11 protein-coding genes are annotated in these 15,485 nt (G+C 72.2%); 4 read left to right on the top strand and 7 right to left on the bottom strand.

The window, feature by feature from the left end; all coding sequences use genetic code 11:
* Nucleotides 1–83 precede the first annotated feature (83 nt).
* Entirely contained in the window at nt 84–740 is a 657-nt protein-coding gene (locus AB5J73_RS18435) for an LppX_LprAFG lipoprotein (protein ID WP_370970907.1), read from the top strand.
* On the opposite strand, the gene AB5J73_RS18430 is transcribed toward AB5J73_RS18435, so the two are convergent.
* Complete coding sequence (locus tag AB5J73_RS18430; RefSeq protein WP_370970906.1) at nt 737–2,209, bottom strand: alpha/beta hydrolase; 1,473 nt, start codon at nt 2,207–2,209, stop codon at nt 737–739. The two genes, AB5J73_RS18435 and AB5J73_RS18430, sit on opposite strands and share 4 nt — an antisense overlap.
* Nucleotides 2,194–3,756 carry an alpha/beta hydrolase gene (locus tag AB5J73_RS18425; RefSeq protein ID WP_370970905.1) on the bottom strand — a complete coding sequence of 521 codons (1,563 nt, stop codon included), beginning with the start codon at nt 3,754–3,756 and terminating at the stop codon, nt 2,194–2,196. Before AB5J73_RS18425 ends, AB5J73_RS18430 begins: the two co-directional genes overlap by 16 nt.
* Before the next feature lie 156 nt (nt 3,757–3,912).
* On the opposite strand from AB5J73_RS18425, the gene secA2 reads away from it, so the two are divergent.
* Complete coding sequence (gene secA2 / locus AB5J73_RS18420) at nt 3,913–6,252, top strand: accessory Sec system translocase SecA2 (RefSeq protein ID WP_370970904.1); 2,340 nt, start codon at nt 3,913–3,915, stop codon at nt 6,250–6,252.
* A gap of 102 nt (nt 6,253–6,354) precedes the next feature.
* Nucleotides 6,355–8,076, top strand: coding sequence for an NAD+ synthase (locus tag AB5J73_RS18415; protein WP_370970903.1), 1,722 nt, complete (start codon nt 6,355–6,357; stop codon nt 8,074–8,076).
* On the opposite strand, the gene AB5J73_RS18410 is transcribed toward AB5J73_RS18415, so the two are convergent.
* Both AB5J73_RS18410 and AB5J73_RS18405 read right to left on the bottom strand, forming a co-directional pair.
* Nucleotides 8,073–8,687: a VOC family protein gene (locus AB5J73_RS18410; protein ID WP_370970902.1), complete on the bottom strand. Its 615-nt coding sequence runs from the start codon at nt 8,685–8,687 to the stop codon at nt 8,073–8,075. The genes AB5J73_RS18415 and AB5J73_RS18410 overlap by 4 nt on opposite strands.
* A gap of 7 nt (nt 8,688–8,694) precedes the next feature.
* A complete protein-coding gene (locus AB5J73_RS18405; RefSeq protein WP_370970901.1) occupies nt 8,695–10,032 on the bottom strand; it encodes a S8 family serine peptidase in 1,338 nt (445 codons plus the stop codon).
* An 82-nt stretch (nt 10,033–10,114) separates the two neighbouring features.
* On the opposite strand from AB5J73_RS18405, the gene AB5J73_RS18400 reads away from it, so the two are divergent.
* Nucleotides 10,115–10,645 (top strand): methylated-DNA--[protein]-cysteine S-methyltransferase, encoded by a 531-nt coding sequence (locus AB5J73_RS18400; RefSeq protein ID WP_370970900.1) that lies wholly within the window; start codon nt 10,115–10,117, stop codon nt 10,643–10,645.
* A 9-nt stretch (nt 10,646–10,654) separates the two neighbouring features.
* On the opposite strand, the gene AB5J73_RS18395 is transcribed toward AB5J73_RS18400, so the two are convergent.
* The 3 genes from AB5J73_RS18395 to lysX form a co-directional block, all read right to left on the bottom strand.
* Nucleotides 10,655–11,233, bottom strand: coding sequence for a DinB family protein (locus tag AB5J73_RS18395; RefSeq protein ID WP_370970899.1), 579 nt, complete (start codon nt 11,231–11,233; stop codon nt 10,655–10,657).
* Between the two features lie 72 nt (nt 11,234–11,305).
* On the bottom strand, nt 11,306–11,872 hold the full coding sequence (locus tag AB5J73_RS18390; protein WP_370970898.1) for a hypothetical protein: 567 nt from the start codon (nt 11,870–11,872) through the stop codon (nt 11,306–11,308).
* A gap of 63 nt (nt 11,873–11,935) precedes the next feature.
* On the bottom strand, nt 11,936–15,259 hold the full coding sequence (gene lysX / locus AB5J73_RS18385) for a bifunctional lysylphosphatidylglycerol synthetase/lysine--tRNA ligase LysX (protein WP_370970897.1): 3,324 nt from the start codon (nt 15,257–15,259) through the stop codon (nt 11,936–11,938).
* Nucleotides 15,260–15,485: the final 226 nt, after the last annotated feature.

The following is a 15,485-nucleotide window of genomic DNA, read 5'->3' as shown; positions in this document are numbered from 1 at the left end:
GCAGTCTCGCCGCGCGCGCGAGACGTCGAAAGTGGCCGGGAGGACATCGTCCGCAAAGATCGGGCCACGACTACCCTCGCGGCATGCCCCGCCTCGCCCTCCTGCTCGTGCTCCTGCTGACCGCCGGCTGCACCGGATCACCGGACACGCGAGGGCCCTTCCCCGCGGGCGCCGACCTGGTCCGCGACGCCGCGACGTCGTTCGCCGCGGTCCGCAGCGTGCACTTCGCCGCCGGCGTCAACGGCGTGCTCCCCGGCTTCCCGCTCCGGCAGATCGAGGGCGACGCGACCCTCGACGACGGCAGCGGGGCGACCGGCACGGCCGACGTCCAGGACGGCGACGGGCACACCAAGTTCCGCTTCACCGTGCGCGAGGACGAGGTCACGACGGATCCCGACGTCGGGCGCCTGCCGGAGATGTACACCGTGGGGGCGTTCCTCGGCCCGGCCGCCGGGCTGAAGCGGCTCCTCGACGGCGTGACCGACGCCGAGACCGAGGGCAAGGAGAACGTCGACGGCGCCGCGGCGCTGCGCGTCGGCGGCAAGGTGCCCGCGGCCGTCGCGCACGGCGTGCTGCCGCAGGTCACCGAGGACGTCATCGTCAAGGTGTGGGTGTCGGCCGACGGCCCGCGGCGGTTCGCCCGCCTGTGGGCGCAGATCCCGCCGGCCGGGGACCACCTCAGCCCCGTGATGATCGAACTGTCGCTGACCAGGCAGAACGAGCCGGTCGACCTCGGCTAGCAGCGGGTCCCGGCGGCCGGCGGCTTCGCGTCGAGCAGGTAGGCGACGCCCGCGCGGTCCACGCACGCGTTGCCCTGCAGGAACACCGTGTGCTGCACGCCCTCGTACGTCAGCAGGACGCCGTCGAGGTCGTCCGCGAGGGCCACGCCCTGGCGGTACGGCGTCGCCGGGTCGTGGGTGGTCGAGACGACCAGCGGCTTCGGCAGGCCGGGCGCGCGGGGTTCGTGCTCGGCCGACGTCGGCGGGACCGGCCAGGTCGAGCAGATGTCGAGCTCGCTCGTGTCGGGCGTGCCGCCGGCCAGGAACGGGGCGCCGGCCAGCATCTCGCCGTGCGCGTGGTCGATCGCGGCCCGGTCGGTCACCCGCCGGTGGTCGACGCAGCGGACGGCGAAGTACGCGTCGATCGCGCCGCTGTAGTGGCCGCTGGGGTCGCGCTGGTAGTAGTCGTCGGCGAAGGCCAGCAGCGTCCGGCCGTTGCCCTGGGCCACCTGCGCGAGCGCGGCTTTCAGGGCGGGCCAGTCCGAGCGCGCGTAGAGCCCGCCGAACGTGCCCGTGACCGCGTCCTCGAACGACAGCTTGCGGGTCCCGGCGGCGAGGGGCTTCGCGATCAGCGGCCGCACGAGCCGCTGGAACGCTTCGGTGCTGCCGGCGAACGGGCACGCGCACCACTTCGTGAACTCGTCCAGTGCGTCCTGGAAGCCCGCGGCCTGCGTGGTCAGCGAGTCCACCAGGCTCTGCGCGGGGTCGACGGCGCCGTCGAGGACCATCGCGCGGACGCTGCGCGGGTACGCCTCGGCGTAGGCCGCGCCGATCTGCGTCCCGTACGAGTAGCCGAGGTAGGTGAGCTTCTCGTCGCCGAGCGCCGCGCGGAGGACGTCGAGGTCGCGGACGACGTCCCGGGTGCCGGCGTTGGCGAGGAACTCTTTGCCGTACTTCGTCGCTTCGGCGCACTTCGCGCCGTACGCGGTCGTCTCGGCGAGCTGCTTCTTCACCCCATCGGGCGACGAATCGCTTTCGACGTCCGACGCGCGGTCCGCGTCCACCTCGGCGCCGGTGCGGCAGGTGATCCGCGGCTCGCTGGTGCCGACGCCGCGGGGGTCGAACCCGACCAGGTCGAACCGGTCGAGCAGGGGCGCGGCGGCCGGCGACTTCGCCAGCGCCGCGGCCGTCGCCGTCCCCGAACCGCCCGGCCCGCCGGGGTTGACGACCAGCGAGCCGATCCGCTGCTTCGCCGCCTTGTGCCGCAGCAGGCCGACCGTGACGGTCTTGCCCGCCGGGGCGGCGTAGTCCAGCGGCACGGTCAGGTGCGCGCAATCCAGCGCGTCCCCGCACGGGGTCCACGTGAGCTTCTGCCCCGTGAACTTACCCAGGTCAGGCGTGGGAGAAGGGGGCGGCGGCACGGGTGCCGGAGCACTCGTGCACGCCACCAGCAGCAGGACCGGCGCCAGCGCCGCTACTGCCCGGAGCACCGCGTCCCGTCCGACGGCACCGTGCCGTCGACGAGGTAGTCCACGCCCGCCTCGTCCACGCACTTCACGCCCTGGAGGAACACCGTGTGCTGGGTGCCCTCGAAGGTGAGCAGCGCGCCCTTCAACCCCTTCGCGAGGTTGACGCCGGCCTGGTACGGCGTCGCCGGGTCGTTGGTCGTCGAGATGACCAGCGTCTTCGCCAGGCCTTCGACGTTCGGCACGTGCGGCTCGGAGGTGTTCGGCACCGGCCAGAACGCGCACGCGTCCCGAGCGGCCGAAGCCGGGCGGCCGTCGTCGAGGAACGGCGCCACCTTCACGTACTCCTCCTGCGCCTTGAGGATGACCTGCGGGTCGGTGACGCGCGGGTCGTCGACGCAGCGGATCGCGGTGAAGGCGTCCTGCGTGGTGCCGTACTTGCCGTCGGTGTCGCGCTCGTTGTAGATGTCCGCGAGCTTCTCCAGCGTCGCGCCGCGCTGCTGCTTGAGCTCGTTGAGGCCGGAGTTGAGCGTGTCCCAGAGGCTCTCCTGGTAGAGCGCCTGGATGACGCCGGTGGTGGCGTCCTCGTAGGAGAGCTTGCGGCCGTCGCCGACCGGCACCGGGAAGTCGATCAGCGGGCGGACGAGGTTCTGGAACGCCGTGACTGCGCCGTTCGCGTCGCCGCCGAGCGCGCAGTCCTGCTGGGCGGCGCACCACTTGGCGAACTCGGTGAACGCCGTCCCGAAGCCCTGGCCCTGCGCGACCAGCGACTCGACCGCGTCCTGCTCCGGGTCGACCGCGCCGTCGAGGATCATCGCGCGGACGTTCTTCGGGAACGCTTCGGCGTAAGCCGACCCGATCCGGGTGCCGTAGGAGTAGCCCAAATAGGTCAACTTTTCGTCGCCGAGGACCGAACGGAGGACGTCCAGGTCCTTCACGACGTCGCGGGTGCCGACGTTGGCCAGCATCCCGGCGCCGTCGTCGGTGCGCTGGGCGCACTTCGCGGCGAAGTCCTTTTCCTGCGCTTCCTGCTTGAGCACCCCGGACGGCGAGCCGTCGGTCTCGCTGTCGTCGGCGCGGTCGGCGTCCCGCTCCTGGTCGGTGAGGCAGTGGATGGCCGGCTGGCTCGCGCCGATGCCGCGCGGGTCGAAGCCGACCAGGTCGAAGCGCTTGGCCAGGCCGCTGCTGGTGGCCGGCTTGACCAGCCCGGCGGCCGCGACCATGCCCGACGCTCCCGGCCCACCCGGGTTGACGACCAGCGACCCGATCCGGGCGCCTTCGTCCGAGGCCTTGTGCCGGAGCAGGCCCAGTGTGATGGTGTCCCCCGCCGGCTTCGCGTAGTCCAGCGGCACGGTCAGCCGGGCGCACTGGACGTCTTTCGCCTGGAACGCCGACCGCGAGTCCTCCGACGTCGCGTAAGGTGCGCAGTCGGCCCAGGACAGGCTCTGGCCGTAGAACCGCTCCAAGCCGGCGGGCACCGGCCCGGACGGCGGGTGCGACTCCGTCGTCGGCGCGACCGGTGCCGGCTTGCCGGGAGACGTGCAGGCGGCCAGCGAGGCCGCGATCAGCACGGATGTCGCAATTGCGGTGATCCGGCGACGACCGGACCTGGCGCTGGGATGAGGGAACACGGTTGGATCGTCCCATCCGGCCGCGGAACTCGAACGCACCACCGTCGCGTTGGGTGGTGGAAGGCCGGTCGAGCGAGAGAGAACGGGAGACCAGGGGTGGCAGCACTGATCAGCCGGGTGGGCAAGAAGCTCCGCCGGATCATCCAGCGGCCGGGCAGCGTCGAGCTGACCCGCTACGAAGCACTGCTGCCCGCGGTCGAGAAGCTCGAACCCGAGCTCGAGAAGCTCTCCGACGAGGAGCTGACCGAGCGGGCGGGCAAGCTCCGCGAGACGCTGAAGGACACCGCGTTCGGCGACGACCAGCTGGTCGAGGTGTGCGCGCTGGGCCGCGAGGCCGCCCGGCGGGCGCTCGGCGAGCGCGCGTTCGACGTGCAGGTGCTGGGCACGATGGGCCTGCTCACCAAGCACGTCGTGCAGATGGAGACCGGTGAGGGCAAGACGCTCGCGGGCGCGCTGGCCGCGGCCGGCTACGCGATCCGCGGAAAGCGCGTGCACGTCGTCACGGTCAACGACTACCTGGCCCGCCGCGACGCCGAGTGGATGGGCCCGGTGTACGCCCTGCTCGGCGTGTCGGTCGGCTGGGTCGAGCCCGCGCACTCCCGCGAGGAGCGTCGCGAGGCGTACGCCAAGGACGTCACGTACGGCGCGGTCGCCGAAATCGGCTTCGACGTCCTGCGCGACCGGCTCGTGACGTCGGTCGACGACCTGGTCCAGCCCGCCCCCGAGGTCGCCATCGTCGACGAGGCGGACTCGGTGCTGGTCGACGAGGCCCGCGTCCCGCTGGTGATGGCCGGCTCGATCGACCACACCGACGCCGACGAAGAGGTCGCGAAGGTCGTCCGGCGGCTGCGGCTCAACCTGCACTACGAAACCGACAGCGAGGGCCGCAACGCCTGGCTGACCGACGCCGGCGCGTCCGTGGTCGCGAAGTCGCTCGGCCTGGAGGTCGACGACCTCTACGGCGAGACGGCGTCCGACCGGCTCCCCGCGGTGAACGTCGCCCTGCACGCGCACGCGCTGCTCACCCGCGACGTCGACTACCTCGTGCGTGACGGCAAGGTGCAGCTCATCAACGCCGCCCGCGGCCGCGTCGCCGAGCTGCAGCGCTGGCCGGACGGCCTCCAGGCGGCCGTCGAGGCGAAGGAGCAGGTCACCGCGACCGACCGCGGCGAGATCCTGGACTCGATCACCGTCCAGGCGCTGCTGGCGCGCTACCCCGAGGTCGCCGGCATGACCGGTACCGCGGTCGCCGTCGCCGAGCAGCTGCGCGAGTTCTACGAGCTCGAGGTCGCGGTCATCCCGCCGAACACCCCGAACATCCGCGAGGACCTCGAGGACCGCGTCTTCGCGTCGCCGTCGCAGAAGCTGCGGGCGATCGAGGAGGAGATCCGCACGGTCCACGAGACCGGGCGGCCGATCCTCGTCGGCACCCAGGACGTCGCCGAGTCCGAAGAGCTGGCCGAGAAGCTGGCGAAGGTCGACCTCGAGTGCGTCGTGCTCAACGCGCGCAACGACGCCGAAGAGGCCGCGATCATCGCCGAGGCCGGCAAGAAGGGCGCGGTCACCGTGTCCACGCAGATGGCGGGCCGCGGTACCGACATCCGGCTCGGCGGCACCGACGGCGCGACCCGCGAAGAGGTCGTCGAACTGGGCGGGCTGCACGTCATCGGCACCGCGCGGTACCCGTCGAGCCGGCTCGACGGCCAGCTGCGCGGCCGCTCCGGCCGCCAGGGCGACCCGGGCAGCGCGATCTTCTTCGCGAGCCTGAACGACGAGCTCGTCCTGTCGAACGCGCCGGACGTGCCCGAGGGCATCGTCGACGACGAGGAGACCGGCGAGATCACCGACGGCGCGGCGCTGCGGCAGCTCAACCACGCCCAGCGCGTCGCCGAGGGCGTCGACCTCGAGATCCACCGCAACACGTGGCGCTACACGCGGCTGATCGAGCGCCAGCGGCGTGACCTGCTGACCCACCGCGACAAGGTGCTTCGCACCGCGTACGCGGCGGAGCAGCTTGAGAAGGCGCACCCGGAGAAGTTCGGCGAGCTGAAGGAAAAGCTCGACGACCAGGAGAAGCTGGAGCAGATGTGCCGCGAGGTGCTGCTGTTCCACATCGACCAGCTGTGGTCGGACCACCTCGCGTACCTGACCGACGTCCGCGAGAGCATCCACCTGCGGGCGCTGGCGCGGGAGACGCCGCTCGACGAGTTCCACCGCGCGGCGATCCCGGAGTTCCACAAGATCATCGGCGAGGCCGACTCGCGGGCGGCGAAGACCCTCGAAGAGGCGGAGCTGACCGACGAGGGCATCGACCTCGGCGAGGCCGGGGTGCGGCGGGCGAACACGACGTGGACGTACCTGGTCCACGACAACCCGTTCGACTCGGACTTCGAGCAGACCATCAAGAAGGTCCGGAGCATGATCAAGCGCAAGTAGATTTCCGTTCGGAGACCCCCGCCCGGTGCTGCCGGGCGGGGGTCTTTCGATTTCGCCCACATTCGCTCGGCTGACCGGGTGGCCGTGGGACAGAATGGCGGCATGCCGCAACTGCGCATCGCGCTCGCCCAGGTCAACCCCACCGTCGGCGACCTCGACGGCAACGCCGACCTGCACGTCGACTGGACCCGCCGGGCCGCCGAAGCCGGCGCCCACGTGGTGGTCTTCCCCGAGATGTCCCTGACCGGCTACCCCGTCGAGGACCTTTCGCTGCGCCGCACCTTCGCCGAGGCCTCCCGCCAAGGTGTGGAGTCGCTGGCGCGCCGCCTCGACGAAGCCGGGTGCGGCGAAGTGCTCACCTACATCGGCTACCTCGACGTCGACGAGGTCGGCCCGCGCGACGCGGCGGCGGCGCTCTACCGCGGCGAAGTCGTCGCGCGGCAGTTCAAGCACCACCTCCCCAACTACGGCGTGTTCGACGAGCACCGCTGGTTCAAACCGGGCACCACGCTCGACGTCGTCCGGTTCCACGGGCTCGACATCGGCATGGTCATCTGCGAGGACATCTGGCAGGACGGCGGCCCGATCTCGGCGCTCGGGCGCGCGGGTGTCGACCTCGTCGTGGCGCCGAACGCGTCGCCGTACGAACGCTCGAAGGACGAGCAGCGGCTGCCGCTGATCGCCCGCCGCGCCGCCGAAGCCGGCGCGCCGCTGGTCTACACCAACCAGATCGGCGGGCAGGACGACCTCGTCTTCGACGGCGACTCGCTCGTCGTCGCCGCGGACGGCTCGGTCGTGGCGCGCGCGCCGCAGTTCGTCGAAAACCTGCTCGTGCTGGACATGGACCTCACCGCGGGCGGGCACGCCGCCGACGGCGAGCTCGAAGGCCTGCACGTCCGGCGCCGCGTGCTGAGCTCGGAGCCGCTGCCGTCGTACGAGCCGACGGCCGCGCCGGTGATCAGCGAACCGCTGTCGGACGAGGCCGAGGTGTGGCACGCGCTCGTCGTCGGGCTGCGCGACTACGTGCACAAGAACGGCTTCACGTCGGTGACGTTCGGCTTCTCCGGCGGCATCGACTCGGCGGTCTGCGCGTCACTGGCAGCGGACGCGCTGGGCGGCCACAACGTCTACGGCGTCTCGATGCCGTCGAAGTACTCCTCGGGCCACTCGAAGGACGACGCGGCCGACCTGGCGCAGCGGATCGGGGCGCACTACCGCGTCGAGCCGGTCGAGGACATGGTCCGCGTGTACGTCGACCAGCTTTCCCTGACCGGCCTGGCCGAGGAGAACATCCAGGCGCGGACGCGGGGCATGCTGCTGATGGCACTGTCCAACCTGGACGGTCACCTGGTGCTCGCCACCGGCAACAAGACCGAGCTGGCCGTCGGGTACTCGACGATCTACGGGGACGCGGTCGGCGCGTTCGCCCCGATCAAGGACGTCTTCAAGACGCACGTGTGGCAGCTGGCCCGCTGGCGCAACGCCGAAGCGGCGAAGAACGGCGAGACCCCGCCGATCCCGGAGAACTCGATCTCGAAGCCGCCGTCGGCCGAGCTGCGGCCGGGTCAGGTCGACACCGACTCGCTGCCGGACTACGCGTTGCTCGACGACATCCTCGACGACTACGTCGAGGGCGACCGCGGGTACGCCGACCTGATCGAGGCCGGGTTCGACGCGGAGACCATCGACCGGGTCGTGCGGATGGTCGACAAGGCCGAGTACAAGCGGCGCCAGTACCCGCCGGGCACGAAGATCACGTTCAAGGCCTTCGGCCGCGACCGGCGCCTGCCGATGACCAACCTGTGGCGCGAGGGCAAGGCCTAGCTGAGCGCGATCTGGCGGCCGTCCGGAGTCCGGAGGGCCGCTGTCAGTGTCGCCTTTTCCGTGCGGCGGACCAGGAACTCCAGGCCGAGCGCCTCCGTCGCGGTGTGGACCGACGCCGGGTCCGGGTGGGTGGCCGTCACCATCAGGAGCGGCAGGGACGGCAGGCCCCGGGTCGTCGGGTGCGGGGTGGTGCCCCAGTCGATCAGGAACGGCCGGAGCGTGCCCGGGGCGCTCGGCGGGGTCAGGCGCCAGCGCAGCGTTTCGCCGTCGGCGGTGGCGCGGGACATCTCGCGCGCGTCGCCCGGATCGAAGCCGTGGGCACGGGCCTCGGCGATCGTCGTGTCGAGGTCGGTCGTGCGGACCGCCCACGCGACCAGCGCGGGCTCGGTGAGGTCGTCGATGCCGAACGGGCGGGGCACGTCCGGGTCCGGCTGCGCCGGGTCCGGGCCGATCACCTCCAGGTACATCCCCGCGCCGAGGTCGGCGAGGTGGTTGGCGGTGCCGAGGCCGACGTGGCTGCCGCCCGGCGCCGGGGTGACCCCGGTCAGGTCGGCGACGCGGGCGACGGCAGCGGCGAGGTCGGGGCCGGCGTAGACGAGGTGATCGAGCACCGCGCCATCATCCCGCGCCGACCGCGCTCGCCGCATCGACCATCCCGTGACCGTAGTACGTCGTGCCGACCGGGATGGCCCAGCACACCGCGTCCGGGCACGGCAACGGCGTCGCCGTGTCGTAGAGGGCCCGCTTGACGCGCTCGGCACTCCAGCGCGGGTGTTCGCTCGCGATCAGGGCGGCGACGCCGCTCGCGTGCGGCGCGGCCATCGACGTCCCGCTCGCCGACCGGTATTCGCCGTTCGGCCAGGTCGACCAGACGCGCGCGCCGGGCGCGGCGACGCTGATCCGCGACGCCGAGTAGTTCGAGAAGCTCGCCTTGAGCAGCTTTTCGTCGAGCGCGCCCGTACCGACGACGCCGGGCAGCTCGTGCGGCAGCCGGGTGCAGGTCGGGTCGATCGCGCGCTCCACCGGGGTGCTGTCGGCCGGGCTTTCGCGGTCGACCGAGCGGGTGTCGAGGTCGATCCCGGCGTTGCCGGCCGAGGCGACGACGAGGACGTTCCGGCGCTGGGCGTAGGCGACCGCCCGCCCGACGGCGAGCTTCGCCGCGGCCTGGTCCGGCTGGTCGTCGCAGTTGTAGCGCCACGGGATCGAGCGGTAGCTGTTGTTGGTCACGGCGAACCCGTGCTCGGCGGCCCAGACGAACCCGCAGACCATGCTCTCGGCGGTCTCGGTGTCGTCGAGCTCGGCCAGCTTGACGGCGGCGATCCGGACGCCGGGGGCGACCCCGACGACCCCGGTTCCGTTGCGGGCGGCGGCGATCGTGCCGGCGACGTGCGTGCCGTGGCCGTCGAGCGTGGGCCGCCAGGCGCCGGGGCTCCGGTCGGCCCAGCCGGCCAGGCAGGACACGGAATCCTTGCGGTCGAAGGCACCCGCGAGGTCCGGGTGGGTGTCGTCGACGCCGACGTCGAGCACACCGACGACGGTGCGCTTGCTGCCCTCGGTGACCGCGTGCGCTTCGGGGAGGTGCAGCGCCGGGACGTCCCAGGCGGTGCCCTCGGGCGGGACCTGGCCGGAGTTCGGCGAGTTCGGGCCGGTGTAACGGACGTCCTTGCGGGGCGCGAAGAACTCCTTCGGGACCTTCGCGGTGCGCGTCGCGCCGACGGCGTCGATGCCCGGGGTCGCACGGACCTTCGCGGCGAAGTCGTCCTTCGCCGTGTACGCGACGACCACGCCGATCTGCGGGTAGCTCGCGACGACAGTGCCCCCGGCGTGCTCGACCACCTGCTCGGCCCACCAGGTGTGGTGCGTGACGACGACGTGCGGCATGACCAGGGGGTCCGCCGCCGCCGGGGTGGCGATCAGGCCGAGCAGCAGTGCCGTCACCAGAACCAGTCGCCGCACGCGTCCTCCTCGAAATCCGCCCAAACCGAACTTAGCGATCAATTGCCGCGGCGGTACCCCTCTTCAGTCGTAGGCTGACGGCATGACGGGCTTCACGGTGTTCGACACGGCGATCGGGGTCTGCGGGCTCGCGTGGCGCGACGACGTCGTGATCGGCACGTCCCTGCCCGAAGGCAGTGGCGCACGGACCCGCGCCTGGCTGCTGCGGCGGTTCCCCGACGCGGCCGAGGGCACGCCGCCGGCCGCGGTCCGGGCGGCGGTGGACGGGATCGTGGCGTTGCTGGGCGGCGCGCGGCCGGACCTGACGTCGATCCCGCTGGACTTCTCGGCGGTGCCGGAGTTCAACCGCCGGGCCTACGAGGTCGCGCGGACGATCCCGCCGGGCAAGACGCTGACCTACGGCGACATCGCGCACCGGCTCGGGCAGCCCGGGTCGGCGCAGGCCGTCGGGCAGGCGATGGGGCACAACCCGTTCCCGATCGTCGTGCCGTGCCACCGCGTCCTGGCCGCGGGCGGCAAGGACGGCGGCTTTTCCGCCCGCGGCGGCGTGGACACGAAACGCCGGATGCTGGTGATCGAAGGCGCCCTGGCGGACGAGCCGACCCTGTTCTGAAAGCTTTTCTCAGGCAGGCTGCCAGGGCTTGATGAACGGGGACTCCGGCCAGCCTTCGGCCGCCGCCATCAACGGCATCGCCGTGCCGCCGTCGATGTGCTCGCGGACGATGTCCGCGTGGCCCGCGTGGCGGGCCGTCTCCTGGATCAGGTGCAGCAGCACCCACCGGACCGACCAGGCGTCGACGTCCTGCGGGAACCACGGCACGCCCTTCGGCACCGGCACCGCCTGGCCGAGGTCCTCGATGCCGCCGATGACCTCGGCCGTGCGCGCCGCGACCTCGTCGTAGCGGGCCAGCACGCCCGCCAGCGTCTCGTCCGGCAGCAGCCGGTGCGCCGACTCGTACTCGGCCACGCTCTCCGCGAACGGCTTCTGCGGCACCTGCAGGATCGTGTCCAGCCAGCCGTCCTCGGTGGCCGCCACGTGCTTGATCAGCCCGCCGACCGACAGCGAGCTCTTCGTCGGCGTGGTTCTCGCCTGATCGTCCGTCAACCCGTGTGCCGCCAACTTCAGCACGTACCGCTGCTGCTCCAGGAAGCTCAGCAGCCCGTCACGCTCGTCGGCCACCGGACGCACGTTTCCCGCCATGTCGATCCTTCCGCAAAGGGACTCCTGCGGCGATCGTGCCACCCGGCACCGACGTTCCGGACGAAAACCGCGCTATCGGTGCGCGTGCCGGGGCGCGGGCTTGACGAAGGCGTACGCGCCGCCGATGCCGTACATCGCGGCCCGCACGACCAGCTGGACCCGCGTGAAGACCCCCTCGTAGGCGTCCAGCTGCCGCGACAGCACCACGGCCAGCCAGGTCGCCATCACCACGGCCAGCCCGGCCACCGCGAGCGCGCGCCAGCCCGGCGGCCACCACAGGATCAGGCTGATCACGCCGACCACCAGTACGACGCTGAGCAGCGACGAAATCAGGTCGCTCCGCTCCGGGTACGCGGCCTGGACCAGCACGACCAGGCCGAACGCGCTCACCGAGACGGAGCTGAGCCGCGCCGACCACTGGACCGGGCCGAGGCGGTGCAGCGGCGGGCCGGCGAGCAGGAACGCGACCCCCGAGACGGCCAGCAGGACCCGGAACACCGGCGGTCCGGCCAGCAGCGCCTCGACCGGGTCGTGGACCGGCGAGACGCCCGTCGGGAGGAAGAACTCCAGCAGCCACCCCGAATACCCGAGGACGGCCACCCCCATCAGGAGGGCCGAGGCGATCCGAGCCGTGCGCACGAGGCACACAGTAAGCGAACGGCCGCGACCTGGCGGTGTGACGCTTGCCTGTCGGCTGACTCGTTACGCGTGCGGACGGACGAAGGGGAACAGGACCGTCTGGCGGATCGACGCCCCGGTGAGCATCATCAGCAGCCGGTCGACGCCCAGGCCGAGGCCACCGGTCGGCGGCATGCCGTGTTCCAGGGCGAGCAGGAAGTCTTCGTCCAGTTCCATCGCCTCGACGTCGCCGCTGGCCGCGCGCAGGGACTGCGCTTCCAGCCGCCGCCGCTGCTCGATCGGGTCGGTCAGCTCCGTGTAGGCGGTGCCGACCTCGGAGCCGAACGCGATGAGGTCCCAGCGCTCGGCCAGCCGCGGGTCCGCGCGGTGCTGGCGGGTCAGCGGCGAGACGTCGGTCGGGTAGTCGGTGTAGAAGGTCGGCAGCACGGTCGCGCCCTCGACGAGGTGCTCGAACGCCTTCAGCACGAGGTCGCCGTGGCTCGGGTCCTCCCCCACCGGCACGCCGGCGGCCAGGCACAGGCGACGCAGCTCGGCCACCGACGTCCCCGAGTCGATCTGCTCGCCGAAGACCCGCGAGACGGCATCGTGGACCGGGATCACCGGCCAGTCCCCGGAGATGTCGTGCTCGACGAGCTTCCCGCCGTCGTCCGGGCGCCGCACGACCTGGGCGCCGTACGCCGCTTCGGCCGCGTGCTGGACCAGTTCGCGGGTCAGCGTCCGCATCGTGTCGTAGTCCGCGTACGCCTGGTACGCCTCGAGCATCGTGAACTCGGGGTTGTGGGTCGCGTCGACGCCCTCGTTGCGGAAGTTGCGGTTGAGCTCGAAGACCCGCTCGACGCCGGCCACGCACAGCCGCTTGAGGTACAGCTCGGGCGCGATCCGCAGGTACATCCGCATGTCGTAGGCGTTGATGTGGGTGACGAACGGGCGCGCGTTGGCGCCGCCGTGCACCGTCTGCAGCATCGGCGTTTCGACTTCGAGGTAGTCGGCGTGGTGCAGCCGGTCGCGCACCGCGCGGACCACGGTGGACCGCAGCCGGAGCATGTTCGTCGAGTCCGGGTTGACGGCGAGGTCGAGGTAGCGCTGCCGGACCCGCGTCTCCGGGTCGGTGAGGCCCTTCCGCTTGTCCGGCAACGGGTGCAGGCACTTCGCGGTGACCGTCCACTCGTCGACGAGCACCGAGAGCTCGCCCCGCTTCGACGTCACGACCTGGCCGCTGACGCCGACGTGGTCGCCGAGGTCGACGCCGGTCCGCCAGCGGGCGAGGTCGAGCTCGCCCGCCTCCAGCATCAGCTGGATCTCGCCGCTGAAGTCCTTGACGCGGGCGAAGCACAGCCCGCCGAGGATGCGCAGGTTCAGCACGCGCCCGGCGATCCGGACCCGGTGCCCGGTGGCCGTGTCCGCCGCCAGGCCGCCGAACTTCCGCACGACGTCGCCGATGTGGTCGTCTCGGCGGAACCCCACCGGGTACGGGTCGATGCCGGCGTCGCGCAGCTTGCCGAGCTTGGCGATCCGGACCCGGACCTGCTCGGGCCGCCGCACCTGCTTCGGGGCCGGGGTCGCCGCCGACTCCTCGATCTCCTTGGCGCGGGCGACGAAGTCTTCGCCGACCGTCTCCAGGCGCAGCGAACGCGCCCGCCCGGTCGGGACGAACCCTTCGAGCGCGCCCGCGACGATGCCGACGCGCGGCAGCCGGCGGGCCGAGGAGTAGCAGAGGAACCGCGGCACCCAGTCCGGGCCGTACTTCGCGTTGGACCGGTACAGCGACTCGAGCTGGAAGAAGCGCGAGAAGACGCTCAGGACGCCGCGCCAGGCCCGCAGCACCGGGCCGGCGCCGATGCGCTCGCCCTCGGAGAACACCGCGCGGAACATCGCGAAGTTGAGCGAGATCCGCTGCGCGCCGAGGTGCTGCGCGGCCGCGACGACTTCGGCGATCATGTACTCGTTGAGGCCGTTCTCGGCGTCGCGGTCGCGGCGCATGAGGTCCAGCGACAGGCCGCGACGGCCCCACGGGACGAAGGACAGCAGGCCGCGGAGGTCGCCGCGGGCGTCGTAGGCCTCGACCATCACGCTGCGGCCGTCGCTGGCGTCGCCGAGCCGGCCGAGCGCCATCGAGAACCCGCGTTCGGTCTCGGCGCCGCGCCAGGCCTGGGCCCTGGCCAGCAGGTCGGCCATCTCGCCGTCGGGGATTTCGCCGTGGCGGCGGACCCGCGAGGTGTAGCCGGCGCGCTCGATGCGCTTGACGGCCTGGCGGACCGAACGCCGCTCCGGGCCGGCGAGGCTGAACTCGCGGACGTCGAGGACCGCTTCGTCGCCGATTTCCAGTGCCCGCAGGCCGGCGTCGGTGTACGCCTTCGCGCCGCTTTCGCTCGCCCCGAGCACGCCGGGGGTCCAGCCGTACGTGCGCGTCTCGTCGAGCCACGCGCGGACCGCGTCCGGCCACGCCTCGGGGTCGCCGATGGGGTCGGCGCTGGCGACGCTGGTGCCGCCGAGCACGCGGTAGGTCACCGCGGCACGGCCGTTCGGCGAGAAGACGACGCTCTTGTCGCGCCGGGTCGCGAAGTAGCCGAGGGAGTCGTCCTCGCCGTGCGCGGCCAGGAGCTCGCGCACGCGGAGCTCCTCGTCGTCGGTGCGCAGGCGGCGGCTGCGGACCCCGCGGAAGAGGAGGTACAGCGCCGCGGTGGCGACCGCCGTCGCGCTGAGGTCGATGAAGACGTCCAGCCAGGCGGGCCCCTCGCCGACGCCGATCCGGCGCAGCTGGAGGTTCTCGCCGGTGGCGTGGTTCACGACCCAGGCGAAGCGCTCCCACGTGTCGCCGAGGTGCCCGGGAAACGCTTCCGCGAGCCCCCAGCCGACCAGGATGACCGCGGCGAACCCGCCGAACAGCGCGGTCAGGCCGTCGCGCCAGGCGCTCGGCGCGAGCCGGGCCGGGAAGGCCGGGCGCAGCGCGAGCAGGAACACAATCAGCGCGATCGAGACGACGTCGGCCACGGTCAGCGCCCACACCTGCGCCGGGATGTGCCGGACCTGCTTCGGGCCCAGCGTCAGCAGTTCGGGCGACCACAGCAGCGTCGCCTGCAGGGCCAGCGTGAGCACCAGGCCGCCGACCTGGAACAGCACCAGCGTGTACAGCGCCGCCGCCTTGCGCCGCCGCAGCGCCCCGCCGAGCACCACGAGCAGCAGCACCATGACCAGGCTCGCGCTGGTCGGCACGCTGAGGACGGAGAACGCCATGTCGATGCCGTTGAGCAGGCGCCCGTGCGGGCCGTTCGTGAAGAGGAGGATCACCGAAAACACCGCGGCCAGCTGGACCACGGTCGCGACGATGCCGCCCGCCTTCGCCTTCCACTTCGGGAGGCGCGGGCGTGTGCTCGCGAGGGTTCCCATCGTTGCTTTCGTCGCCTTTCGCGGCCGATCGGTGCTCATGCCGTCTTCTTGACGTCAGTGAACACAGGTTGGTTGTCCCCGGGCATCAACCTGAAGGCTGACGGTGCGTCGTCCCCGAGGGCAGGATCCCGGCGAAGTCGCCCCGGTCCCGCCGCTCTGAAGGGGACGTTCAGGCCGGTGTTCCCGTCGAGGTCGGGTGGTGCCGGCTGCTGCTGTGGTGTCGCGA

The organism is Amycolatopsis sp. cg9 (assembly GCF_041346945.1).
GTDB lineage: Bacteria > Actinomycetota > Actinomycetes > Mycobacteriales > Pseudonocardiaceae > Amycolatopsis.
Note: the sequence above shows the minus strand (reverse complement) of the source record. Positions and strands in the feature narration are given on the sequence as shown.